At 35.2% G+C, this 24,097-nt stretch carries 24 protein-coding genes and 2 pseudogenes; 12 read left to right on the plus strand and 14 right to left on the minus strand.

The window, feature by feature from the left end; all coding sequences use genetic code 11:
- Positions 1-4 precede the first annotated feature (4 nt).
- Positions 5-1,147 (minus strand): zinc ribbon domain-containing protein, encoded by a 1,143-nt coding sequence (locus ABD814_RS08065; RefSeq protein WP_344912033.1) that lies wholly within the window; start codon positions 1,145-1,147, stop codon positions 5-7.
- Between the two features lie 15 nt (positions 1,148-1,162).
- The gene (gene lepB / locus ABD814_RS08070; protein WP_344912035.1) at positions 1,163-1,669 is read right to left on the minus strand and encodes a signal peptidase I; all 507 of its coding nucleotides are present in this window, start codon (positions 1,667-1,669) and stop codon (positions 1,163-1,165) included.
- Between the two features lie 396 nt (positions 1,670-2,065).
- Between lepB and ABD814_RS08075 the strand changes: the two genes are divergently transcribed.
- Both ABD814_RS08075 and ABD814_RS08080 read left to right on the plus strand, forming a co-directional pair.
- Positions 2,066-2,227 (plus strand): aspartyl-phosphate phosphatase Spo0E family protein, encoded by a 162-nt coding sequence (locus tag ABD814_RS08075; protein WP_344912036.1) that lies wholly within the window; start codon positions 2,066-2,068, stop codon positions 2,225-2,227.
- Between the two features lie 121 nt (positions 2,228-2,348).
- Positions 2,349-2,663 (plus strand): hypothetical protein, encoded by a 315-nt coding sequence (locus ABD814_RS08080; RefSeq protein WP_344912038.1) that lies wholly within the window; start codon positions 2,349-2,351, stop codon positions 2,661-2,663.
- 11 nt (positions 2,664-2,674) lie between these two features.
- Here the strand turns inward: ABD814_RS08080 and ABD814_RS08085 are convergent, their stop codons facing one another.
- Positions 2,675-3,133 carry a YkyB family protein gene (locus ABD814_RS08085; protein WP_344912040.1) on the minus strand — a complete coding sequence of 153 codons (459 nt, stop codon included), beginning with the start codon at positions 3,131-3,133 and terminating at the stop codon, positions 2,675-2,677.
- A 215-nt stretch (positions 3,134-3,348) separates the two neighbouring features.
- Here ABD814_RS08085 and cbpB point away from each other — a divergent pair, with 215 nt between their 5' ends.
- On the plus strand, positions 3,349-3,807 hold the full coding sequence (gene cbpB / locus ABD814_RS08090) for a cyclic-di-AMP-binding protein CbpB (RefSeq protein ID WP_344912042.1): 459 nt from the start codon (positions 3,349-3,351) through the stop codon (positions 3,805-3,807).
- Positions 3,808-3,887: 80 nt separating this feature from the next.
- Here cbpB and ABD814_RS08095 read toward each other — a convergent pair whose 3' ends face one another.
- A complete protein-coding gene (locus ABD814_RS08095) occupies positions 3,888-4,718 on the minus strand; it encodes a mechanosensitive ion channel family protein (RefSeq protein ID WP_344912043.1) in 831 nt (276 codons plus the stop codon).
- 265 nt (positions 4,719-4,983) lie between these two features.
- Between ABD814_RS08095 and ABD814_RS08100 the strand changes: the two genes are divergently transcribed.
- The 4 genes from ABD814_RS08100 to ABD814_RS08115 all read left to right on the plus strand — a co-directional run bounded on the left by ABD814_RS08100 (position 4,984) and on the right by ABD814_RS08115 (position 10,890).
- Positions 4,984-6,732, plus strand: coding sequence for an ABC transporter ATP-binding protein (locus tag ABD814_RS08100; protein WP_344912045.1), 1,749 nt, complete (start codon positions 4,984-4,986; stop codon positions 6,730-6,732).
- A gap of 35 nt (positions 6,733-6,767) precedes the next feature.
- Positions 6,768-8,582, plus strand: a complete 1,815-nt coding sequence (locus ABD814_RS08105; RefSeq protein WP_344912192.1) for an ABC transporter ATP-binding protein — start codon at positions 6,768-6,770, stop codon at positions 8,580-8,582.
- A gap of 124 nt (positions 8,583-8,706) precedes the next feature.
- Positions 8,707-9,378 carry a potassium channel family protein gene (locus tag ABD814_RS08110; RefSeq protein WP_344912047.1) on the plus strand — a complete coding sequence of 224 codons (672 nt, stop codon included), beginning with the start codon at positions 8,707-8,709 and terminating at the stop codon, positions 9,376-9,378.
- Positions 9,379-9,558: 180 nt separating this feature from the next.
- A complete protein-coding gene (locus ABD814_RS08115; protein ID WP_425549070.1) occupies positions 9,559-10,890 on the plus strand; it encodes an IS91 family transposase in 1,332 nt (443 codons plus the stop codon).
- Positions 10,891-11,455: 565 nt separating this feature from the next.
- Here the strand turns inward: ABD814_RS08115 and ABD814_RS08120 are convergent.
- Complete coding sequence (locus ABD814_RS08120; protein ID WP_344912051.1) at positions 11,456-12,076, minus strand: FMN-dependent NADH-azoreductase; 621 nt, start codon at positions 12,074-12,076, stop codon at positions 11,456-11,458.
- 143 nt (positions 12,077-12,219) lie between these two features.
- A pseudogene (locus ABD814_RS08125) lies at positions 12,220-12,564 on the minus strand (ATP-binding protein); the annotation flags it as partial.
- 109 nt (positions 12,565-12,673) lie between these two features.
- Between ABD814_RS08125 and ABD814_RS08130 the strand changes: the two are divergent.
- Positions 12,674-14,199 (plus strand): annotated as a pseudogene (locus tag ABD814_RS08130) (IS3 family transposase).
- Between the two features lie 119 nt (positions 14,200-14,318).
- Here ABD814_RS08130 and ABD814_RS08135 read toward each other — a convergent pair.
- Together ABD814_RS08135 and ABD814_RS08140 are read right to left on the minus strand one after the other, a co-directional pair.
- Positions 14,319-15,074, minus strand: a complete 756-nt coding sequence (locus ABD814_RS08135; RefSeq protein ID WP_344912053.1) for a DDE-type integrase/transposase/recombinase — start codon at positions 15,072-15,074, stop codon at positions 14,319-14,321.
- Complete coding sequence (locus ABD814_RS08140; RefSeq protein WP_344912055.1) at positions 15,071-15,583, minus strand: transposase; 513 nt, start codon at positions 15,581-15,583, stop codon at positions 15,071-15,073. Before ABD814_RS08140 ends, ABD814_RS08135 begins: the two co-directional genes overlap by 4 nt.
- A 58-nt stretch (positions 15,584-15,641) precedes the next feature.
- Between ABD814_RS08140 and ABD814_RS08145 the strand changes: the two genes are divergently transcribed.
- From ABD814_RS08145 to ABD814_RS08160, 4 genes are all read left to right on the plus strand, one after another.
- Positions 15,642-16,016, plus strand: a complete 375-nt coding sequence (locus tag ABD814_RS08145; protein ID WP_344912194.1) for an integrase core domain-containing protein — start codon at positions 15,642-15,644, stop codon at positions 16,014-16,016.
- 104 nt (positions 16,017-16,120) lie between these two features.
- Positions 16,121-16,483 carry a GNAT family N-acetyltransferase gene (locus ABD814_RS08150; protein WP_344912057.1) on the plus strand — a complete coding sequence of 121 codons (363 nt, stop codon included), beginning with the start codon at positions 16,121-16,123 and terminating at the stop codon, positions 16,481-16,483.
- 255 nt (positions 16,484-16,738) lie between these two features.
- Complete coding sequence (locus ABD814_RS08155) at positions 16,739-17,413, plus strand: LAGLIDADG family homing endonuclease (protein ID WP_344912059.1); 675 nt, start codon at positions 16,739-16,741, stop codon at positions 17,411-17,413.
- Positions 17,401-17,778 carry an rRNA methyltransferase gene (locus ABD814_RS08160; protein WP_344912061.1) on the plus strand — a complete coding sequence of 126 codons (378 nt, stop codon included), beginning with the start codon at positions 17,401-17,403 and terminating at the stop codon, positions 17,776-17,778. Before ABD814_RS08155 ends, ABD814_RS08160 begins: the two co-directional genes overlap by 13 nt.
- 352 nt (positions 17,779-18,130) lie before the next feature.
- Here the strand turns inward: ABD814_RS08160 and ABD814_RS08165 are convergent, their stop codons facing one another.
- The 6 genes from ABD814_RS08165 to ABD814_RS08190 form a co-directional block, all read right to left on the minus strand.
- The gene (locus tag ABD814_RS08165; RefSeq protein WP_344912063.1) at positions 18,131-19,540 is read right to left on the minus strand and encodes a family 43 glycosylhydrolase; all 1,410 of its coding nucleotides are present in this window, start codon (positions 19,538-19,540) and stop codon (positions 18,131-18,133) included.
- A gap of 255 nt (positions 19,541-19,795) precedes the next feature.
- A complete protein-coding gene (locus ABD814_RS08170) occupies positions 19,796-20,296 on the minus strand; it encodes a GNAT family N-acetyltransferase (RefSeq protein ID WP_344912065.1) in 501 nt (166 codons plus the stop codon).
- 12 nt (positions 20,297-20,308) lie between these two features.
- Complete coding sequence (locus ABD814_RS08175; protein WP_344912068.1) at positions 20,309-20,677, minus strand: VOC family protein; 369 nt, start codon at positions 20,675-20,677, stop codon at positions 20,309-20,311.
- 537 nt (positions 20,678-21,214) lie between these two features.
- Positions 21,215-22,444 (minus strand): peptidase U32 family protein, encoded by a 1,230-nt coding sequence (locus ABD814_RS08180; protein WP_344912070.1) that lies wholly within the window; start codon positions 22,442-22,444, stop codon positions 21,215-21,217.
- 18 nt (positions 22,445-22,462) lie between these two features.
- Entirely contained in the window at positions 22,463-23,386 is a 924-nt protein-coding gene (locus ABD814_RS08185) for a peptidase U32 family protein (protein WP_344912072.1), read from the minus strand.
- Between the two features lie 247 nt (positions 23,387-23,633).
- Positions 23,634-24,002, minus strand: a complete 369-nt coding sequence (locus ABD814_RS08190; RefSeq protein WP_344912196.1) for an iron chaperone — start codon at positions 24,000-24,002, stop codon at positions 23,634-23,636.
- Between the last annotated feature and the right edge of the window lie 95 nt (positions 24,003-24,097).

The following is a 24,097-nucleotide window of genomic DNA, read 5'->3' on the forward strand; positions in this document are numbered from 1 at the left end:
AGACTCAATCGAGTAACCAGGTCACTGATGTTACCTGGACATCAACTGTCTCTTCGATCAGATTTAGATCAAAATGAATATGGTCAAACTGGCCAGAATCACCAGGATACAACGTTTCTGGATAAACATAAATTTCATTTGTCTCAAGTTCTTCATTATCTTGATCAATCAAGACATAATGGATCAAGACTGCGTGAATTGGTACTGTAGCAACACTTGTGAGCTCTCCAGAAACAACTAATTGCTGATCACTATTAATTTTAAATTCAATGACAAGCTCATCAATAGCATCATTTTCATTCATTTCTTGCTCAACTTCATATTGAAAAAAGGCCTGTTCTAATCGTGCTTCCTGAGCAGCAACAAATGATTCTTGTTCTCTGATAATTGAGTTTAAAAGACTGGTTAATTTAAGGTCGTTTGGTACATAATATAATCCACTTTCAACAATCCTTCTAGCAAGTGAAAACTGATTTTGATCTAAATAGCTATAAGCTTGATTTGTTGTATGTGTGATCAATTGATCACGGATTCGTCTAACAAGCTGATATGCTTCAGGATCTTGAATGCTAACTGCTTCCCATAATAGCAGTGGTAAATCTTCAGTTTTAGGATCTTCAGCTAATTTATTTCTAACCATTTCAATTTGGAGGTCTTTTTGTTTTGCTAAAAGTTGTTGTTGGAAGATGTTAACCGCCTCACCTTGATAATTCATCAATTCATTTTTTGCTTGTAATATCAGTTGTAATTGGTCTTGATTTGATTCAGATTCAGTTAAATCAGATAGTGTATTAACAGAAAACTGAGTAAATTGTTTCAGTTGTTTAGCCTGGTCAAAATTAGGATAGATTTCAATAGCTTTACTGACATAATCATCAGCTAATTGATAATCGGATAATAGTAATGCTTCTTCAGCTTCGTAGTAAGCTGAGGTTGCATCATTGATTTTAATTGAGTAAATAGTGTAAATTATGGTGGATAATCCGATAATAAGAATAACTAAAAAGATCGGTAATAGAAAATGTTTGAATCTCCATTGTTTAACGAATAGCCTATCAGCAAGATTATTCGGCAGTTTGTCTCCACAGTTGACACAAAAAGTTTCATCTGAATAAACGGATGCACCACATTTTGGGCAATATCCCATAGTACTCACCTTCTTTTAATGAATGACTTTCCAGTCCGATAAAGGATAGATAATAAATTCTGCACGACCAACTATATCTGATATGTCAATAAAGCCAAGTGAATATCGGCTATCATTGCTTGCGATCCGGTTATCACCTAAGACATAGTATGATTGATTAGGAATTGTTGTTTTTGGTATATCGTGAGTCCAGAAACTACTTCTATCTGTGATAAATCGTTGTGCATATGGAATGCCATCAATATATAATTGTTGATTAATCATCTCGATTGTTTCATTCGGTAGTCCGATAATTCGCTTAACATAATGGTTACCATCATGGTCAATTAAGATAACATCACCACGTCTTGGTTCATTAAATAAATAGGATAGCTGATTTGTAATAATCCATTGTTCGTGTTCAATTGTTGGTGTCATACTATGACCAACAACTTGTGCAATTGAAAAGATAAAAAAACTAGTCAGAATAATCACAATAGTTATCCCAAGTGCTAATAAATGAAGTCGACGCCTAAGATTCATAGCTAAACAAACCTTTCATATTTACTCACATGGAGTAAATTTACAAAAAAATAAGATAAAATGAAATTCTGATGTCTTTTTTTCATTTTATCCAGATAACCAGATGGTAAAATTTAACTCACAGTTTGAGCAAGTAATATGCATTTAAATAAATTTACTCTTCATAGCTAACATGGAGTCGCTTATGTGGACAAAAACTTGATCTGCATGTTTAAATAGATAAAATAACGAGAATGAATTAAATAACTGCAAAAGGTAAGATTAATGTCGTAATTAGTTTATCATGTATAATTATATTTTATCACAAAATAAGAGAAACTACTCATGATAGACAATCACATCTCTAGAAAAAATATGTTAATATTAGAAGGAAAGAGTAGAATGGAGGTCACTCGATTGAATGTAGCAGATTTGTTAAACCGAATAGAAAGTTTGCGTCGTAGTATGATCGAGGTTGCTATTGATAAAGGATTCTCTAGCAACGAGTCCATTGAGATAAGTCGAGAGCTTGATAACCTATTAAATCAATATGAAAAAGTTAAAAGTCTAGATACTTAAAGAGCACAGATAACATCACTGTGCTCTTTAAAATCTATTGAGCAACCCTTCTTAATGATCAAGCTTGTTGTATATTTAGTTAAACATCTGGCAAAGATGGATTAAGGGGGGAGCGAATATAATGCTACGAACAATTTATCAAAAATTAATAATTATTGGTTTCACAGAAAGATTTATTTTAATCTGTTTGTTAATCATTAGTTTTTTCATTTTATTTTATCTAATTCGCTGGGCTGTTTACTATTTATTAAAAAAACGCTTGTTTAATTTACTTGTCTATTTAATAACTTTCCTTATTATTTTTTTATTGACAAAAGATCGACTAAAGCAACTGTCTTTATTAGATAGTAGTTCGTATTTGTATGTACTTAGCCTATTCTCAGGTTACTTAATGATTCAATTGTTATCTAAAAAAATAATTCAGAAATCGCGATAAGGAATTCCTAGCTATTTTCTTTTGTTATTTTGATAATAGGAATAGTTCCACCTGCCTAATAATGATGGAGGATAATATTTTGGTTGCTGTTTATTGTGATGATGTGCTTCAAAAGGTATATCTAAAAAATCACAAATGATTTGCTTCGCTTGTTTAAGTGACATAACGGTTTTGGGATTTCGATAATTTTGATCCAAATCACCAAGATGTTTTTCAGTTTTAAAATCTTGCTTGTTAGGAGGGATGTGGAAGAAATAATTATCGACTTGAACGAGCAAGGTAGAATGTTGCTTGCTAAATTTTGGTTGCCGTGAAAAATGGAGGCCAATTTTTTTTGCTTGTTTGTCTGTTAAAAGTTTATCAATTGCCTGTTTTTTCATTGAATATAATTCATCTGGTTTTAGTGCGGTTTTCGCATGACGATTAATAATAAAAATAGCTTTAGCGATTTCACTGATTTCTCGGCTCACAAAATTTACCCCCTTTCATTAAATAATTGTCAATTCAATACTATTTTATCATGAATCATTGTTTTTAACTACTCTCTATCTTGAATTAGCATTTGTCACTAAATTGATACAATTAAGTAATCGATTTCTTTTATCTTCAGTCTCTATTATGATAAGCTAGTAGATAGGTGTTAAATGAGAAACCTTCCTCAATTAAGAGACAAGGGGAGTGAAGAATGGAACTTATTAAAGAAGATCAACAATTGTTTAAATTAACTGCTGAAGACATAATGATTTCCTCTGAAAAGGTTGCGCATGTTCAATTAAATAACCCACTAGAGCATGCATTATTAATTCTAGTTACGTCTGGCTACTCTGCCGTGCCTGTACTAGACTCAAAATATAGATTTAAAGGTATAATTGGTAAGAGTTCAATTTTGAATGAAATTATGGGCCTTGAGCGCTTTGAAATAGAAAATTTAACAACGACAACTGTTGAGGCCGCAATGCAGACAGATGTGCCTTGTTTACCAAAGTCTGCAGACTTACTAACGTGTTTAAAAGCATTAATCGATCATTCATTTATTTGTCTAGTTGATGATAAAAACTATTTCGATGGAATTGTAACGAGAAGAGCAGTGTTAGAGCAGTTAAATCAATTTTTTCATGTAAATGAAAAAGATTTAAATCAATAGATTTCAGGCACCAATTTTATTAAATAAGTAAATTAGAAAAAGGCTCATGAGTATTCGTTCATTCATGAGCCTTTGTTAAATTAATCATCTTTATGATCGTCAATGAGACGAGTTATTTGTTGTGGATACGGATATTTGATTCGATCGGTATTAAGTGCTAACTTTACTGCCTTCCGAATATCTCTCTCAGCGCTCCATTGCTCCATATTGACCGTTTGACCAACAATTCGAATCGTCATATTTGTAGCACCAAGCTCATTGACACCAATTACATTAGGACCATCGACAAATCGTTCATCAGATTGGAACTCCTGACAGACGAGATTTAGAATCTCCAGCGTTTGATCAAGGTCAGATTCATAATTAATGTGAATATCAACAAGCGCGCGCATAGTTCCGCGAGAATGATTCGCAACACTTTCAATTTGGCGATTCGGAATAAAGTTCAATGTACCATCAAAACTACGAATTTGAGTTGTCCGCAACCCAATTTCCTCAACGATTCCATCATAATTAGCAACGGTTATATATTCGCCGACCTCAATTTGTTTTTCGAGTAAGATAAAAAACCCTGTGACTACATCACTTACCAATCCTTGTGCACCAAAACCAATTGCTAATCCAATCACTCCAGCAGATGCAATCAACGGACCGATAGGGACTTCGAATATTCCGAAGAGCATTGTGATGAAGATAAAAATTAATAAGTATGAGAATATGTTTAAAATTAATTTTTCTAAAGTTACTAGCCTTGCTTTTGATAACTTTTGTCTTTGGGTGGCTTTTTGTAAAACGTTGGAGATGATTTTGTTTCCTAATGTTCGAGTGATTAAATAAGCGGCGACTAATAAGATAATTTTAAGGCCCGTTCCGATAACCACTTCGATTATTGTAGAAAAGTTAATAGACATGAGAAGAACTCCTTTCATAGAAACACAATAACGTATCTTAGATAAAGATTCAACCAAAACTAATTTAGCGATTCTTAATACCAAATCGTGAAAAGTAAAGAAATAAGGGTAAAAATAGAAAGTGGACATTTTCCCTAATTTAACTTCAGTCTTAAGGCGGATTTTAGCTAAATAATGATAAAATCAAGTGAAAGGGCTAGTAATTTATTTCGTAACTCGATATATTAATAGTTGTGTAAAAGAGATATTGAGGAGGGGAGCAAAAGTGGAAACGTTTAAAAAATTAAAACAATTTTATTGGCCATACAAAAAATACTTTATCGCATCTTTATTTTTTGTATTAATCGTAACTGGAATCACTGTTGTGTATCCAATGGTTTTACAACTAACAATTGATGAAGTTATCATGGCAGAAAATTATGATTTAATTCCGGTTTTATCAGTTGGTTTTATTTTACTTATGGCAATCAAGGGAATTACGAACTTTTTACAACAATACTTAGGTGATTTATTTGGTATTAAATCAGTCTATTTATTACGCGACAGTCTATATAAAAAACTCCAACATTTATCATTTACTTATTATGATAACGCAAGAACTGGAGATACAATGTCCCGATTAACAATGGATGTTGAAGGATTTAAATTTTTCCTAGCAGCTGGATTGAAAGAGCTTGTTCGTGTCGTTTTCTTAATCGGTACAAGTTTAATTGTGATGTTTTATTATTCAATCCCGCTAGCATTACTGACGATGGCTGTTATGCCATTTCTAATTGTTGTCGTAAGAAAGTTTGATCAAAAGGTTCACCCAGCATTCCGGAGTATTCGTCGTTCGTTAGGAAACTTAAATACTCGGATTCAGGAAAATGTCAGTGGGATGAACACTGTTAAATCATTATCGAAAGAAGATTTTGAAATTGATCGCTTTACGATTGATAATAAAGAGTATCGTGAAGTGAATATTAAAACATCACATATTTGGGCTAAGTATTTCCCATTAATGGAGCTCATCGGAAATATCGCAATGGTTTCATTACTTATTTTTGGTGGATGGCTAGTTATCGAAGGCGATTTACAATTAGGTGAACTTGTTGCTTTCTTTAGTTTAGTTAACTATATTATTGGCCCGTTGATGCACCTTGGGTTTATTGTTAACCAATTCTCACAAGCGAAAGCATCAGGTGAGCGTTTATTAGATATTCTTGAAGCTGAAGAAAAGGTTACTGATTTTGAGAAGACAGTTACAGTCGATAAACTTAAGGGTGACGTGAAATTCAAGGATGTTACACTTAGATACTACGAAGATGATGATGAAGCATTAAAAAATATTGATTTTGAAGTGCCAGCTGGCAAAACAATTGGCTTAATTGGTGCTACTGGTTCGGGTAAAACGAGTATTACCCAATTAATGGCGCGTTTTTATCAGCCGTCTGAAGGTGAAGTCTACCTTGATGGTCGTTTAACTACTGATTACTCGTTAGCATTTATTCGTCAACAAATTGGTTTTGTTTTTCAAGAGGCTTTCTTGTTCTCAACGACAATTAGAGACAACATTGCCTTTGGAAATCCACATGCTTCTATGGATGAGGTTATTGAAGCGGCTAAACGTGCCCAAGCACATGATTTTATTATGGAAATGCCAAAAGGCTATGACACGATGCTTGGAGAACGAGGCATGGGACTTTCTGGTGGTCAAAGACAGCGGATATCAATAGCAAGAGCATTGCTGATCAATCCAAGCATTCTCGTGCTAGATGATGCAACATCAGCTGTTGACATGGAAACAGAACATAGAATTCAACGTGCGCTTAAAGAAGTAATGGATGATCGGACGACATTTATTATTGCTCACCGTATTTCGTCTTTAAAGCATGCGGATGAAATTTTAGTATTAGATGATGGAGAAATTGTTGAAAGAGGTACACACGAGGAATTACTTGTAAATGGTGGACCATATCAGCGGATTTATGACATTCAGTACAAAGACAGAGATGCAATAACTGATATTAGTTAACTTAGAAAGGAGTGAGATTGTTGAGTCAAAAAGAAATGAAGCAGAAGAAAAATGCTTATTCGAATCGCTTTTACTATCCACAAGATGAAGCGATTGAAAAGCCTTTTAACTGGAAACAAATGACTCGTCTTTTAGAATATATTAAACCATATTCAAAGACATTATTACCGGCTGCTTTTGGGGCAGTTCTTGTTAATATGATTGTTCGACTACTTATACCGATATTAATCGGTCAGTTCGTTATTGATCGGGCGATTATTAATCAGGATTATCAATTACTCGTTTACTTAATTGTTTTTGTGGTTGCACTTTATTTCGTTAACTATTTAGCTAACCACTTCCGAATAAAAACTGTGAACGTATTGGGGCAACGAACGATTCACGATTTGAGAAGGCAGTTATTTACCCACGTTCAATATTTGTCTCATGATTTCTTTGACAAACGTTCAGCTGGTTCAATTTTAGTTCGTATTTTAAATGATGTTAACTCATTACAAGAACTTTTTACAAATGGTATTATTAACATCTTAATGGATGCATTCATGTTGATTGCGATTATTGTTATTTTATTTACATTAAGTCCGCAATTAGCGCTTGCTGTGCTTGTTATTTTGCCATTAATGTTTTATATTTCAACAAAACTTCGTCGAAATATCAGAAGAACATGGCAAAACGTTCGGTTAATCAGATCACGCTTGAACTCTCACTTAAATGAGAGTTTACAAGGGATGAGAATTACTCAGTCTTTTGCTCAAGAGAATGAAAATGCCGCCTATTTTGATGGTGTTAATCAAGAAAACTATGAGCGTGAAAGAATTGCGATGAAGAAGAGTGCCTATTTCGGTCCCATCATTGAAATGAGTAACGCGATTGGTACAGTTATTTTAATTGCTTATGGTTCAGTCTTGATCATTAATCAATCAATGGAAATTGGAACATTCGTTACCTTTGCTTTCTTCCTGGGCATGTTCTGGGAGCCGATTTCGCGATTAGGACAAATCTATAACCAATTACTTGTTGCAATGGCATCTTCAGAACGAATTTTCGAGTTTTTAGATGAACGTCCAACAGTAAAAGAAGCAGAAACGCCGATTATCTTAGATGATATGAAAGGTCAGATTATCTTTGATAAAGTTAAGTTTTCTTACGATGACGAACGTGTCGCTCTACATGAAATCTCAATTGAGGTTAAAGCGGGTCAAACGATCGCTCTTGTCGGGCATACGGGTTCGGGTAAATCAACGATTGCAAATTTAATCAGTCGTTTTTATGACCCAACTGATGGTCGTGTCATCATAGATGGCCATAACTTGAGAGATTTAAGTTTAGAAAGTTTAAGAGAGCATATTAGTGTCGTACTACAGGATACTTTTATTTTCTCAGGAACAATCATGGAAAACATTCGCTTTGGTCGTCCAGAAGCTTCGGATGAAGAAGTGATTGAATCAGCTAAAGTAGTAGGTGCTCACGACTTTATCGAACGATTAGCTCAAGGTTATGACACAGAAGTAGAGGAAAGAGGAAGTATTCTTTCTGCAGGTGAGCGACAATTGCTATCATTTGCAAGAGCTTTACTAGCTGATCCAAAAATCTTGATTTTAGATGAAGCGACAGCAAGTATTGATACGGAAACGGAAATGAAGATTCAAGCTGCACTTCGTCAGCTCTTAAAAGGAAGAACATCAATTATGATCGCACACCGACTGTCTACGATTCGTGAAGCAGACAATATCATTGTTTTAGAAAATGGTCGCATCCTTGAACAAGGTGATCACGATGAATTAGTTGAGAAACAAGGTGAGTACTACAGTCTTGTGAAGTCACAATTTGATATGTTAGAAGAAAATTAATTAAAACGGTTAAAGTGGATTTTCCATTTTAACCGTTTTTTTGCTTGCTTAACGATAAAATTTTTGCGAAGATGGAAGTGAGTAATAGAAAACGACAAAAAGAATCTACTTGAGGTGTCCGTCAATGAAAAGAGAATTTGCTGTAATCGGGTTAGGCCGTTTTGGAGCTAGTGTGTGTCGAGAGCTTAGTGCTGAAGGTATGGATGTTTTGGCGATTGATGTTTTGGAAAGCAAAATAAATGAATTTCGTCACATTGCTTCACATGCTGTAATTGCTGACTCGACAGATGAGAAAGCGATGAAAGAGTTAGGAATTAGAAACATCGATCATGTAATTGTTGCGATTGGTGATGACATTCAAGCAAGTATTTTAACGACATTGATTTTAAAAGAATTTGGTGTGAAAAAAGTGACGGTAAAGGCGCAGAGCAATCATCATGAAAAGGTATTGTTGAAGATAGGAGCAGATCAGGTGATTCACCCTGAGAGAGATATGGGGAGGAAAATTGCCCACAGTATTATTTCAAATAATTTTCTTGATCATTTAGAACTATCAAATGATCATAGCATTATTGAGATTAGGGCGAGCAAAAAGATGATTGGTCGTACACTTGTTGATTTGGATATTCGAGCGGTTTACGGGTGTAACGTTGTTGCGATTAAATCAAATGCAACAAATAAGATGAATATTTCCCCTCTTGCAACAGATAAAATTGGCCCCGACGATATCTTAATTATCATTGGTGCAGATACTGATATATCAAAATTTGAAAGAAATCTTGTCATTGATGATTAAGTTAAACGTAATTAATTGAAAAGGCACTATTTACGGTTTTGTCGTAAATAGTGCTTTTTCAATCGTATAGGAAAGTATAAGATTTTAATGTGGATAAGAGTTGACGTGACAAGGATAGTTTGGGTACAGTGAAACTATATTAAACGGTAAAGGTTTGATTATATGAAAGATAAACTTCGTATTCATATGGATCAACTAAAAGCAATCTTCCTTGATAATCACAATTGGGAAAGATTCAAAAAGAAACATAAGAAAAAGATTCGGCCAATCGTTATTAGAGAGGTAGAAAAGTTTTTGCACTGTGGCGATTTATTGAATGGTTTTCGCGTGTTTAAGTGCGAAGCTTGTCCTAACGTGCAGAGATTCCCTATTCGATGCAAGGGAAAGTTTTGTCCAACCTGTGCGGTTGGTGAAGCACAAAAGTGGGCAGAGGTTCAAGCAAACGATATGTATCACACCATGCATAGACATGTCATCCTAACAATAGATGAAGGGTTGCGTCCGATTTTCGCGCATCATCAGTATCGAGAAACTTTGTTAAAGGGATTGATGGATGAAGCCGCTAAGGTTGTCACAAACTGTTTTCGTAAACAAGAAGCTGGAGCTATCGTCGCTTTGCATACCTTCGGATCAAAGTTAGAATTCAATCCGCATGTCCATCTTTTAGTAACGATGGGTGGCATTACAAAAGATGGGAAATGGGAAGAGTATAATTTTTTACCCTTTGTAAAATTACGCAAGGTTTGGCAGACAGTGGTTTTAAAATTGATTCGACGCACATTGTCGCAACGAGCGAAAGCGAAAGTGCAACCCTTGCTTCAAGCTGCCTTCAAAAATAATCCGGACGGATTCTACATCCATGCGCCAAATCAAAGTCGAACAGATGTAAAAGCTACTCTAAGCTACATTGGTCGGTATATGAAGCGAGGACCAATCGCCTTACATCGCATAAAAATGTATGATGGAGAGCTTGTGGCCTTTGCTTATCAAGATAAGCGTGATGGCGAGTGGAAGATAGAAGAACTTTCTGTAGAGGATTTTATTGGACGATTGATTCGTCATATTCCCGATGACCAATTTAAAATGATTCGTCACTATGGCATCTATTCTCGTCGAACAAAGAAGGTCATGAAAAAAGTTGTTGAACATTTCCAAAAAGAGATAAAACGATTATTGATAAATGCGCAAAAGATAATAAAAGGAAAAAAGTGGCGAGAGCAAATAAAAGAAACCTTTGATAGGGATCCATTGGAATGTTCGGAATGCGGGAACTACTTAGAGTTCAGAGGGATAGCTGTGCGCAAAAACGGAAGTTTAGAAGTGGCATATGCGAACGATAAAGAAGCACACCAATACATACGACGGGAGATTGATAAAATTGAATCAAAGGCGTATAAAGTTAAGAAAAAAGAAGCAACGAGAGAAGCTATTAAGGAATATGGGTTCAGTTGGGACGCACTCGCAAAAGCAATCGAAAGAAAACAACATAGCATTTATCTGCCAGAAGTGTAAAGTAACAGAAAAAATACCAAAAGATGTCGTCAAACAATTAGATTTTATGGATAGTGGAGATCCGATGGATCCCCCACGATTCAGTTGCGAACAATGTGATGGTTCAATGGTCCCTTTGTATTATGAAGGGTTACAAGGAATCACTTATGACAATAGGCACCTCAAAAGAAAAAGCTAAGCGGGAACTAAAAGGGCTCGGGCTTTGCCCGAGCTTTTTTACCTCTTTTTTATCGGTATAGAATGCTTTTCTACATTTAAGCCGAGTTCTGGTTTCATCAGTAAAGTCAATTCGTACACAATCATGGTTAGAATGACTTAGTTTTCAGCTCCATCTTTAGATTTTCGATTTTTTCTTAGTGGTATATGTTGCTTGATGTACTTAAAAAATAATTCTATTTGCTACTTTTGGCTATACATTTTACAGATTTACTCTACAGACACGTTCAGTCGATTCGTAATGATACTTAAATTCGATTACTGTTTTCTCTCGGTCGTAATGAGCCGGAAGAGCTGGTTAAATAGGTTTGGCTACCCAACTATACCAAACAAGTCTTAACTTACTAAATTAGAATATCTCAGCGATAAGTCTTGCTTTTTTCTCAGCCTCTTCCAGAATTTCTTCTCTTTTGGACGGAGCAAAATCGATACCTTCAATAAATAATTGCTCGTAATCTTCAACTCCAACAAACTGGAAAATCCCTTTTAAAAATTGTGCGGAAAAATCTTTCCCACCAAAATACCCACCGTTTGATTGGATATGGAGAGCTTTCTTTCCATGTGCTAGAGCCTCTGCACCCGTTTCTGTATACCTAAAAGTTACTCCAGAAACACAAATATTATCTATCCACGATTTTAAATGGCTTGGAATACCTAAATTCCATAATGCATTTGCTACAACTATTTTGTCCACATCTATATACTGTTGTGTTAACTCATTCATTCGTGTCATTTTCTTTTGCTGAGCATCAGTCAACTCTGGAAATGTTTTTCCTTCTTTTAATGCTATAATACTTGTTAAGATATCCTCATCCAGCTCCGGAATGTCATCGTTAAATACATCAATATATTGAATTTCATCATCTGGATGTGTTTCTTTGTATTTTTCAACAAATACATCTAAGATTTGAACTGAAGTAGATTGATCAGCATTTAATGGGTGTGCTTTTACTACTAATAATTTGGTCATAATTATATATCCTTTCGTCAATATTTGTGAATTATTTCACATTTTTTATTATATCAAACTATACTCTTATGTCAAGTGTATTTTGCAAGAAAAAAATCCATAAGAGCAGGAATTTTTTCCATACCTTTGCTGCACCGTTTTATTTAGTTTTTGTGTTGCGATAATGCGTTCGTGAAGCGGTAACTTTTACCAGAAAACGAGAAAATATGAGCGTGATGAATTAAGCGATCAACTAAGGCACTCGTTAATCTGGAGTCCTGAAATACTTTATTCCATGAGCTGAATTCTAAATTGGTCGTCACAATCAAGCTGCGTTCCTCATAAAAATCAGAAATAAGGTGGAATAACAGCTCTGATCCTTCTTTATCTATTGGCAAGTAACCTAATTCATCCAAGATGAGACAATCGCTTTTTAAGATGCTCTTTCGTGTACGTGCAAGCGTCCCTCTTTGAGACGCTTTTTGTAATTTATCCACTAAATCTAAAACACCCCCTCTGTTAGGATAGATGTCGTAGGGAACTTTAGTGTATAGTTTAATTATTACACGGAGGTAAATCGACATGAAAAATAATAATGGTAAATGATATTCAAAAGAAATGAAAGCATCAGTTGTTAAAAGAATGATGCCCCCTAATAATGAATCTGTATCTCAGTTAAGTGATGAGTTTGGGATTAGTGAACCCACCCTTTATAATTGGAGAAAAGAAGCTAGATTAGCTGGGAATCCAACACCTGGGGATGGGAAAGTTTCTGAGCAATGGAGCAGTGAAGATAAGTTTCTTGTGGTGATGGAAACATACGCTATGAATAGTGCTGAGTTAGCGGAGTATTGTCGTAAAAAGGGACTGTATAAAGAACAAATTGAAGCATGGCGGGATTCTTGCTTACATGCAAATAGTCACGAATCTAGTCAATCAAAGCAATTGAATAAAGAATTAAAAGAGGAGAAAAAGAGAGGGAAAACACTAGAAAAAGACTTACGAAAAAAAGAGAAAGCATTGGCAGAAGCTGCGGCCTTACTACTATTAAGAAAAAAGGTCCAAGCGATCTGGGGGGACCAAGAGGACGAATGATCAGCCCATCAGATCGCGCACTAGCAGTTGAACTCATCCAAGAAGCAAATCAAAATGGTGCGCGATTATCCCTAGCGTGCAAGGAATTAAATATTAGTGTGCGCACGTATGAACGTTGGGTTTCGGAGGGTGGAATTAAGGAAGACGGGCGTCCTATGGCATTGCGCCCAGAGCCGAAAAACAAATTAACGGTGGAGGAAAAACAAGAGATACTGAAGATCGTCAAAAAGGAAGAATTTATAGATTTGCCTCCCACCCAAATTGTGCCAAAGCTAGCTGATCAACGTATTTATATTGCCTCTGAATCTAGCTTTTATAGGGTACTTCGTGAACATAAAATGCAGAATCATAGAGGGAGAAGTAAAAGACCTGAACGCAGACTACCAGAAAGCCATTTAGCAACAGCGCCAAACCAGGTATGGACTTGGGATATTACATGGTTAAAAGGGCCAGTGAAAGGCATGTTTTACCGTCTTTATTTAATTATCGATATTTTTAGTAGAAAAATAGTAGGTTGGGAGATTTGGGAAACAGAAGAAGCAAAACACGCTGAGGAGTTAATGAAAAAGACGATTATTAATGAGAAAATTCAGGGAGGACCACTCGTTTTACATTCCGACAATGGCAGTCCCATGAAGGCAGCAACATTTCAGGTATTACTTGAAAAACTAGGGATTCAAAGCTCTTATTCAAGACCTAGAGTTAGTAATGATAATCCTTACTCTGAGGCCATGTTTCGGACTCTCAAATATAGGCCTGAATTCCCGTATAATGGATTTGAAACGCTTGAGGTTGCGCGAGAATGGGCATTAAAATTTGTAGATTGGTATAACTGTATCCATTTACACAGTGGCATCAATTTTGTGACACCAGAACAATGCCACACAGGTGCCCATATTGAAATACTGGAAAAACGCAAAGAGGTTTATGAACTAGCAAAACAAAAGCATCCAGAACGTTGGACACGCTCAACTAGAGACTGGAGTGCACATGATTCAGTCGCTTTAAATCCAATGAAGGACGAGTTAGAAATGAATGGAATAAAATAACCTCACTGCGACCAAGCTTGAACTCCCTTTACCCTTCTCATCAAAGAACAGAATGAAATTCTGTTCTTTGATGAGAAGGCCACCAAGCGAAGCGCGGTAGTAGCTCTAAAACTATTACACTAGTAAATAAAGAAAATGCGACAACTATCTTGACAAACACCGTTACTCACTCGTGGCCTTGAAAAGGAACTCTGAATGCCCAACTTTTCTAATAGTCCTAGAAATGTCGTTGCTTTCATTGGACTTCCATTATCGGAATGTAAAACCAACGGTGCACCTTGAATTTTTTCGCTTAAGACTGATTTTTTTACTAAAGTTTCTGCATATTTCGCTTCCTCAGTTTCCCAGACTTCCCACCCGACTACTTTTCTACTAAATAAATCAAGAATCAAATAAAGCCGATAATATAAGCCTTTTACTGGTCCTCCTAACCATGTAATATCCCATGTCCATACTTGATTAGGAGACGTCGCTAGATGGCTTTCTGGAATTCTTCGTTCCGATCTTTGGCTACGCCCACGGTGATTCTGCATTTTTTCCTCACGTAATACACGATAAAATGTTGATTCTGAGGCAATATACGTACCTTGATCTGCAAGTTTTGGAACGATTTGAGTTGGTGGTAAGTCGACATATTCTTCTTTTTTAACGATAGTAATAATTTCATCTTTTTCCTTTTGCGACAACTTGTTTTTCGGTGTAGGACGTTGAGATAACGGGCGTTGATCCACTTTCACGCCACCATCGGCCACCCACCTTTCATATGTTCGAACACTAATACTTAACTCCTGACAAGCTTTCGCCAATCGTGCACCATTTTTGTTTGCCTCTTGAATTAATTCCACAGCTAGTACGCGATTTGACGGGTCAATCATACGTCCTCGTCTTCCCCCCAAATCGCTTGGGCCTTTTTTCGCAAAAGAAGTAATGCTGCTGCTTCAGCGAGTGCCTTTTCTTTCTTTTGGAGATCCCTTTCTAATTCTTTTGCACGATTTCTCTCATTCTTCAACTCTGAATTTAGTTGTTTTGTTTGATTAAAAGATTGACCGTTTGCCTGTAGGCAAACTTCTCTCCAAGCAATAATTTGTGCGCGATATAATCCTTTTTTACGGCAATATTCAGCAAGATCAAACTCATTCATAGAAAATGTCTCCATAACCACTAAAAATTTATCCTGACTACACCATTTATCACTTGTTTGCCCGTTTCCTGGTGTAGGACTTCCAGCAATACGTGCATCCTTACGCCATTTATATAATGTTGCTTCTGGTATCCTTTCTTCCCGTGAAATAATCACAACTGATTCATTGTTTGGTGGCATCATACGTTTTATAATATTTGATTTTTGTTCAGTAGTATATTGTCTTCTTTTTCCTTTCGTCATAACAATCGACCTCCGTGTTGTTTGTTTTATTATAGCACGTTAGCCTTGTACGACATCTATCCTAACAGAGGGGGGTAATGACAATCCATATTCGGAGGCGATGTTTCGTACGCTTAAATATCGACCAAATTATCCGCACAAAGGTTTTGCGACATTAGAAGAAGCACGTCAATGGTCGGGAGAATTTGTCCATTGGTATAATGAGATTCATTTACATAGTGGACTGAAATTTGTGACACCAGTTCAGTGTCACACTGGAAGCCATATAGAGGTGTTGAAAAAACGCGAAAAGGTGTATCAAGAGGCGAAAGAAAGACATCCAGAGCGTTGGGCAAGTAATACAAGGAATTGGACACCTCATGATCAAGTAGCACTTAATCCCATGCGTGTCGAAGGGAAAATCATGTATGTAGATAAACGATTAAACTATTGATTTGAAGTGAAAGAATGCCCTTCCTTTCACTTCAAATCAATAGCAAGCAAGCGAAGCGCGGTAGCTTAGTATGAACAAAGCTTAATAGTAGAGTGAAATGGAATTTGTCGAATATAAAAGCAGCTAAATGCGACAACTATGTTGACAAACACCGGTTACCGTATGCATTATATAGTGATGAAACCCTGATTGGTTTTGCAATGATAGGGGCATATAATGCTGAAGAAAAGTATATTTGGTTAGATCGATTTATGATTGATGAGATATTCCAAGGAAAAGGACATAGTAAACCACTTTTAAATAAGTTACTAATGATGATTAAGGAAAAATGGAATCCAGATATTATTGTATTAAGCATTGATCCAACAAATGAAAAGGCACTATATTTATACGAAAAAATTGGCTTTCGTATCAATGGAATGATTGATCCAAACAATGGCGAAAAGCTTATGGAATATAAAGCTTAAATAAAATAATTTTCAGTTTTATATCGCATTATTGATGAATGATTAGAGGTTTTTCATTGAATACAAGAACAATTGTTTGTATAATGAGAGAAAGTATACAAATGAAAGGAGAAAAAAATGCCTAGAATTCCGGGAATTACAGACGAAGATATCATTCAGATGTATAAAAGTGGTATGCCTTTTTAAAAAATGGTTTCACGTATCGGTATATCTGATCGCGCTATTCGTAATGTAATGTATAAACATGGAGTTAAAATGAACAGGGAACAATCTTCAGGGCAACCCAGAAAGCATAAAATTAATGAAAATTTCTTTAAAACATGGTCACATGAAATGGCATGGATTTTGGGATTATTTATAACAGATGGTTGTGTAAATAAGAGTATATCCAGGGTTTCACTAACCCAAAAAAATCAAACAATACTTCACCTAGTAGCTAAATATATGATTGCAGATTACATTTTAATGAAAAGCTACAAAACGAGAACTACAGCAACACTAAATATTAACTCAAAAGAAATTAAATATGATTTGATGAATTTAGGGGTATTGCCTAATAAATCATTAACCGTACAATTCCCTAGTGTACCTGATGAGTTCCTTTCTTCTTTTATTAGAGGAGTTGTTGACGGTGATGGATGGGTTCAAAAGAAAGGGTATGTGATGAATGTTACTACGGCAAGCCGAGCTTTTGCTGAAGGACTTTTATTCGTTTTTCAAACATGGAAACTACGCAGCGAAATAACAGAGGAAGTGACTCGAGCTGGAAATCCAATTTTCCGAGTTTGGGTTAAAGGAAAAACGGTTCTTCCTCAACTAGCAGATATTATTTATAATGATGCGATAGAACATTATGATTCCTATAAGGAAGATAACTTAAGGATACATTCGAAAATACAAAATAAAGGAGTCAGAATATGTGGATACTAGTAAACGGAAAACTAATTCATACTACTGATAAATCAAGAGTAAAATTTAGAACAAATGTGAGCAAATCGATTATTGATCAATTAAATATAATGGCTGCTCAACATGACACACATGTAAATTATTTATTAGAATCTGGATTACGAGTTGTTTTAGCACAAGGAGTTATCCAGTTTGATAAAAAGTCTCGTCCAAAAGATCGTATTCAATATAAAACAACATATGATGAAGAGTTGTTAGTTGAGGTGAAGGCTTTTGCAAAAGAACACAAATTAAGTGTCAATGATGTGTTAGAATATAGTGTTAATTTTATTGATTTTAACTCACTTAAGAAGAAAAGCAATAAACATCGTATTGAAAAGCTTTAATTCTTCTTTTCTCATATAACGCCCCGAACATAATATATATTATCTGAAGTTGTGTGTAAATAGTGACTTAATTATATTAAATTGTGAGTGTCAGCTAATTCCTGAATATTCACAGCTTTTATTAATCAAATCTATCTGCACCTTCATTATAGCTGCTATTTTTACGCAATTAGATGAACAACTGCCCATAAAATTAATCTAATTAGCTTAAAATGCTCGCTAGAAACTCTGATATTTTCACTTATACGTGATCATCATTATATTTGCTATGCAAAACTCTCATTTAAATGGCGAACCGATTTAAAAAATCCTTACTCACTTGAATTGTTGAGTAAGGATTTTAATATTGGTATTAAGCTAAAGTAAATGAAGCTAAACTTGGTCTACCATGACCTCTATACGTGATATAAATTGAGTGAATGCCATTTGGAATATTAATATCAGATTCCACTTCAGTCCAGATATTTTTATTACTTACTGGGAATGTTGCAAGTGCTTCGCCATCCCATGATGTCTTCACCTCAAAATGACCATTGCCATAGCCCCGATATTTGATGCTGAACTTTGTTACATCTTGAATGTCAAAATACTTAAATCCTGCCGTTGAAGAATCAGTCATATTTCGAATGTATCCAATCTCTTCATCGCCATCTTTACCCTCTTGTGTAATGATTGGGAATTGTGTGTCCATTCCTAAATCACCAGAATAAGCTTGTCCATCTTTATGAAATAAGTGGCAAGCAATATAAGTTGGATACTCTCCCCGTCCCTCTAACGGTCCGCCGTTAGATCCACAAGATGTGATCTCTACCTGTGGAATTGATCCATCTTCTAAAACTTTAATTGGCTCCATACATGCTTGACGACTAAAGTTTTGTCCATTTGAATGTCTGTGGTAGAAAATATACCAATTTCCTTCAATTTCAACAATACTACCGTGGTTATTTCCGCCATAAGCCATTGGTTTATTAGCAGGTTTATACGTATCAATGTGCATATCATTATTACTTACAATCACACCTTGGAACTCATATCCTTTTGTTGGGTGCTTGCTTGTCGCATAGCAAAGTTCATGGAAAACAGTTGAAGAATAGATAATGTAATACGTATCGCCAATTTTTCTTGGTGATGGCGCCTCAAAAAACTCATGTCCTTCAAAACCACTGCCTTTAGCGTATGGTTCACTTGGTAATACTGTCACTGTTTCTTCTACAATCGTAATCATATCAGGTCCAAGGACTGTTGCCATCGCACCTGTACGTGACTTATCGCCAACTGCACAAAAACCTGTTAATAAGAGTGTTTTGTCACCCTCAGTTAATACGCCTGGATCAAACTGTGGCTCATCTCCTGGTCTCTCTCCTAGACGATTTCCCTCTTTATCTTGGACATAGCCATAGAACTCAAACTTACCAGCTGGTGAATCAGAAACCGCTACTGAAACAAGTGGAGTTTTATCTAAATTATAATATAGGTAATAACGTCCATCTGGCCCTACTGTCACATCAGGTGCATAAAGACACATGCTTCCGTCAGGATTGATCGGATCATCCGTCTTTTTATAAATCACACCTTCATAACGCCAGTCAGTTAAATCGTCAACTGGTGCTGACCATGTCACGTAGTCATTAAGACAATAAACTTCGCCGTTGAATTTGTCATGAGATCCATAAATATAAACACGACCATCAAATACGTAAGGTTCTGCATCTGGAATGTACTCCCATGATGGCAGATAAGGGTTAAATCCTTGCTTTTTCATCAATAAACACCACCATTTATAATTTTAGGGTAAAGCTCTTAAAACTTTAAGTAAATAACGCATTTTTAGAAATTTCCTATACTAGCATTGTAATTCTAAAACGCTTACATAAACAAGACATTTTCGATATAACAATAGACATTTTTCATCGATGAATGGTGTGAAATTATTACTAATATTTAATCAATAATTTAGCCCTCATGTATTGGATTGTACAGATAAATTAGCTGATCCTTTTTAGATTTATCCAGTATTCTACTTAATTAAATATTGATAAACATAATCGTCCATATAATAACTATTACCAATATCGATTTTCTCTTGATCGATTTTAATCATGCCAAGTTTCTCATATGCTCGAATTGCAACCGCATTATTTTTATTAACATTAAGTACAATTGTAGAGTAATCTAACTGCTTTGCTTGATTTTTAATGAATTCAAACATTTCCTTAGCAATCCCCTTACCTCGATGGTTCTTTTTTAGATAAAACTTACTCAAATAGAGATCATTTTCTCTTGGATAATAACCGACAAACCCAACTTTTTCATCAACTTCGTCACAGACAAAATAGTAGTGATAATTTTGCTCAAATTGCTTAGTTAGCGCATCAACTGATTGAAATTTCTTGATCATATAATCATTCTGTCTTGCTCCGATAATTGGATCATAATGTTCTTTTAAAATAGTAGTTGCTAAATTCGATAGTTCTTGTATTGCAGGTTTATTTTGTTTCATTATTTCTATGAACTTCAATAAAATAGCCCCCTATTCTTTTTCTAATAACTCAATTCGATTTCCAAATGGATCATCAATAAAAATCCTCTTGACTCCTGGCAAATCATTATCGAGTTGATAAATAACTTTTTTGTCGGTTAAATGTTGTTTTAGTGCTTCAATATCACTTACTTCAAATGCTGGATGCGCTTTTTTGGCTGGCAAAAATGGCTCTTCAATCCCAATATGAAGTTGTTGATTGCCAAGTTCAAACCAGACACCACCTCGCTTTTTTAACATTGGTGGTTTTTCTATTTCTTTCAGGCCTAAAACATCGGCGTAAAATGTTCTTGCGAGATTTTCAGATCCTCTCGGTGCAGCTAATAAAACATGATCAATTTGTAATAATGAAAAATTCAAATTCAATACCCCATTCTTCATTTAATTAACTTCAATCTTCAAAAAGACGATCGATGGCATCAATGTTGATTTTACTTTCTTTAGCGGTGTAAAAAAAGCCTCGGTATCTGATCGTGTCATCACCATTAATCATTAAATAGAGCTCGACTTTGTTATTTTTATTATAAATTGTAAACTTGTAGCCGTAACCAAGATGAAATAAACTCGGCTTACTATTTTGGGAAGTAATTCCATTTAAATTGAGACAATTTGCTCTACCTCTGTTTGATCAGTAATTATTAAAGCTTCACCAGTATTACCGCTGAACAATTCAAGCTTGCTGACGTCTTCCAGCTTACATTAACAAGATTACGTAGAGTATATGTAAGTGCAAAAAATGATGATCAATTTCACGATGTTAACTTTCTATATGTTTACATTCTACCTCAAAAAATTAAAAAAAGAAGTCATAATTTTGACTAATTTCAATCTAGAATTAGAAAAAGACAGTGAATTTGTTAGCTAAACCAAGCAAATTCACTGTCTTTTATTAAAATATTATTTCCCTTTACGCATCATATTGAATTTCTCTACTGGCTGATCTACTTTAACTTTCGTAATCATCATCGCATGTTTAGCACGCTCAATTGGTTCGTCATTTTCATCCCAAATCGCAGTAATCGTTTGTTTGAAATGATAAAAGTTTGGTCCAAAGAATTCAACTTCATCTCCAACACCGAAGTTATTTCTCTGTTGGATCGTTGCCATTTGAGTCTCTTCATCATAATCTAATACGAGTCCAGCAAAATCATATTTAGGAATTCGATTTGGTCGACCAAATAATTGGTCTTTTTCAGTTGGTTCATCATAATAAAATCCACTTGTTAAAGAACGTTGAGCTGCTTTCCAAATCTCATCAATCCACTCTTGCTGAATTTGATAGTTTTCTGGATCTTCAAAATAAGTGTCAATAATTTTTCGATAAACGTTTACAACGGTCGCAACGTAATGAATACTTTTCATGCGTCCTTCAATTTTTAATGAATCGACTCCTGCTTCGATTAAATCTGGTAAGTGCTCTACCATGCTTAAGTCTTGTGAACTCATCGTATATTGTTCATCAGATTCATCTGAGACTGCAACTGTTCCATCCGTTCCGTCCTCAAATAAATCATATTTCCACCGACAAGATTGGGCACATCCTCCCCTATTCGCATCTCTTGCAGACATATGGTTTGATAACACACAACGGCCTGAATAAGAAATACACATCGCACCATGAATAAATGCTTCAATTTCAATATCGACTTTTTCTTTTATTTTACGAATTTCTTCAACGGAAACTTCTCTAGCCAAAACAACACGTGGCAGACCTTCATTTTTCCAAAATTCAGCCGTTTTCCAGTTGGCGACAGATGCTTGCGTACTAATATGGACTTCTAAATCAGGTGCTGCTTCTCGACTCGCTTGGATTAAAGCTGGATCAGCGACGATGACTCCTGAAATGCCTATCTCATACAATTCTTTAAAAAACTCATGTAATCCCTCTAAATTCTCATTGTGTGCGATGATGTTGGCAGCAACATAGACTTTAGCATTGTATTTATTAGCAAACGCAACCCCTTCACGCATTTCGTCATATGAAAAGTTTCCCGCATTTGAGCGGAGTCCAAATTGTTGGCCACCGATGTAGACCGCATCGGCACCGTAGTGGATTGCAAATTTAAGTTTTTCTAGATTACCTGCTGGTGCAAGCAATTCTGGTTTTGTTCTCGTTCTTGTAGTCATTTATGTTTACTCCTCTGATTAATAAATCTGTTCTTTAAAATAAAATCCTGTATTTAATTGACGATCATCTGGTTGAGTATCAGCAATCATTTGTTTGAATGCTGTCTTTTTTGTTTCAAACGCAGCAGGATCAGCTAAATAAGTATCAATAGCTTCACGATAAAGTGCAACAATTTTTTCATTATAATCAATCGTTTTCAAGATTCCCTCGATATAGAGTCCATCAATTTTGGCGTCAATAATTTGATCGAGATATTCAATCATTGCTAGATCTTCATTACTCATAATATGTGTCCCGTTGAGATCTTCAAAAATCGGATAATGTGTTTCAGGCTTTCGATTTTCTTTAATAAATCGGGTTTTCGATCGATCGTAAGTCTCATCAATCTGAGCATAATAGTTGCGGACAAGTTTTCGTTTTGAGTGGAAAATATTTGTCATGCCATGAATTTGCATTTCAATTGGGAAGTGAACATTTTCTTTAATTTTAATTACAGCATCGAGCGATAATTCGTTTGATAATGTCGCACGACTTAAACCTCGTTGAGCCCAAAAATTCAGCGTTTGATAATTCGTAGATAATGTTTCAGGATCCCATGTTAATGGGAGCGAACATTTGATATCACGCAAAATTTGATAAATCGACTGATCACCCGCAACGATACCATCAATCTTTAGTTGTTCTAAATCTTTTAAATATGTCGGTAATGATTCTAAGTGTTCGTTATGATAGATCGCATTAACCATTACATAGATTTTTTTACCTTGACTATGAAGCCATTCTGTTGCCTCTTTAATTTCGATTAAACTAAAATCACCAGGTTGGCGATTTGCGAATTGCTGATTTCCAACAAAAATTGCATCAGCACCTGCATGAGCTAATCGCTTAACTTCTTCAAGGTTTCGAGCTGAAACTTGTAGCTCTGGTTTATATGAACTCATAATAAAATTCTCCTTTTAAAATAACTTAAAGACACAATGAAAATCAGAAAAAATTTTAGCTAATGTTTATTAATGATTAGCTAAAATCCCTTCTTCGTTTCTATAAATATCACCTACAATTATTATGAACATATTGAGTTAAAAATCAGTGACATTTCTCACACTTAGACAAACTTTCTCTTATTTTTAACATAAAAAAGTCTAAATTCTCAGATTGTACATCGAGAATTTAGACTTATAAAAGTGACTAACGCCAGAATTTTGTTGCATCGGCTTTATCTTCAATATTAAACTGAATGATTTCTTTGAGTAAATTGTAATCGACTGGTTGCTCCCAACCGATTCGGAATAGCTGTTTGGTGTGTGTATATCCAGCCTTTGAAATCTGTTCAGAGAACTTAGCAATTGTTACACCCTCAGGAGCGACAGCCAGATGTTGTTTTGCTAAACTAAATCCAATGATATATGTGCCATGATCAATAAACATCGGTTGATTCCATTTAATTTCTTTGTTTAGTTGTGGAAAAGTCTCACTAATCCAACTTAATACTTCCTCTATACGTTCGCGCTGACTAGGATGATCAATTTTTGTTAAAAACTCGTTAAATGCATCGATAGTAATCACTCCTTTTCCTCTTTTTTAAAGTGTATAACATATATATTTGATAGTCTAATCAGTTGGCCTATTCTTAGTCACTTAACTAATGAAAA

Origin of the sequence: Amphibacillus indicireducens, from assembly GCF_039539605.1 — a bacterium.
In the GTDB taxonomy this organism is placed as follows: Bacteria; Bacillota; Bacilli; order Bacillales; family Amphibacillaceae; genus Amphibacillus; species Amphibacillus indicireducens.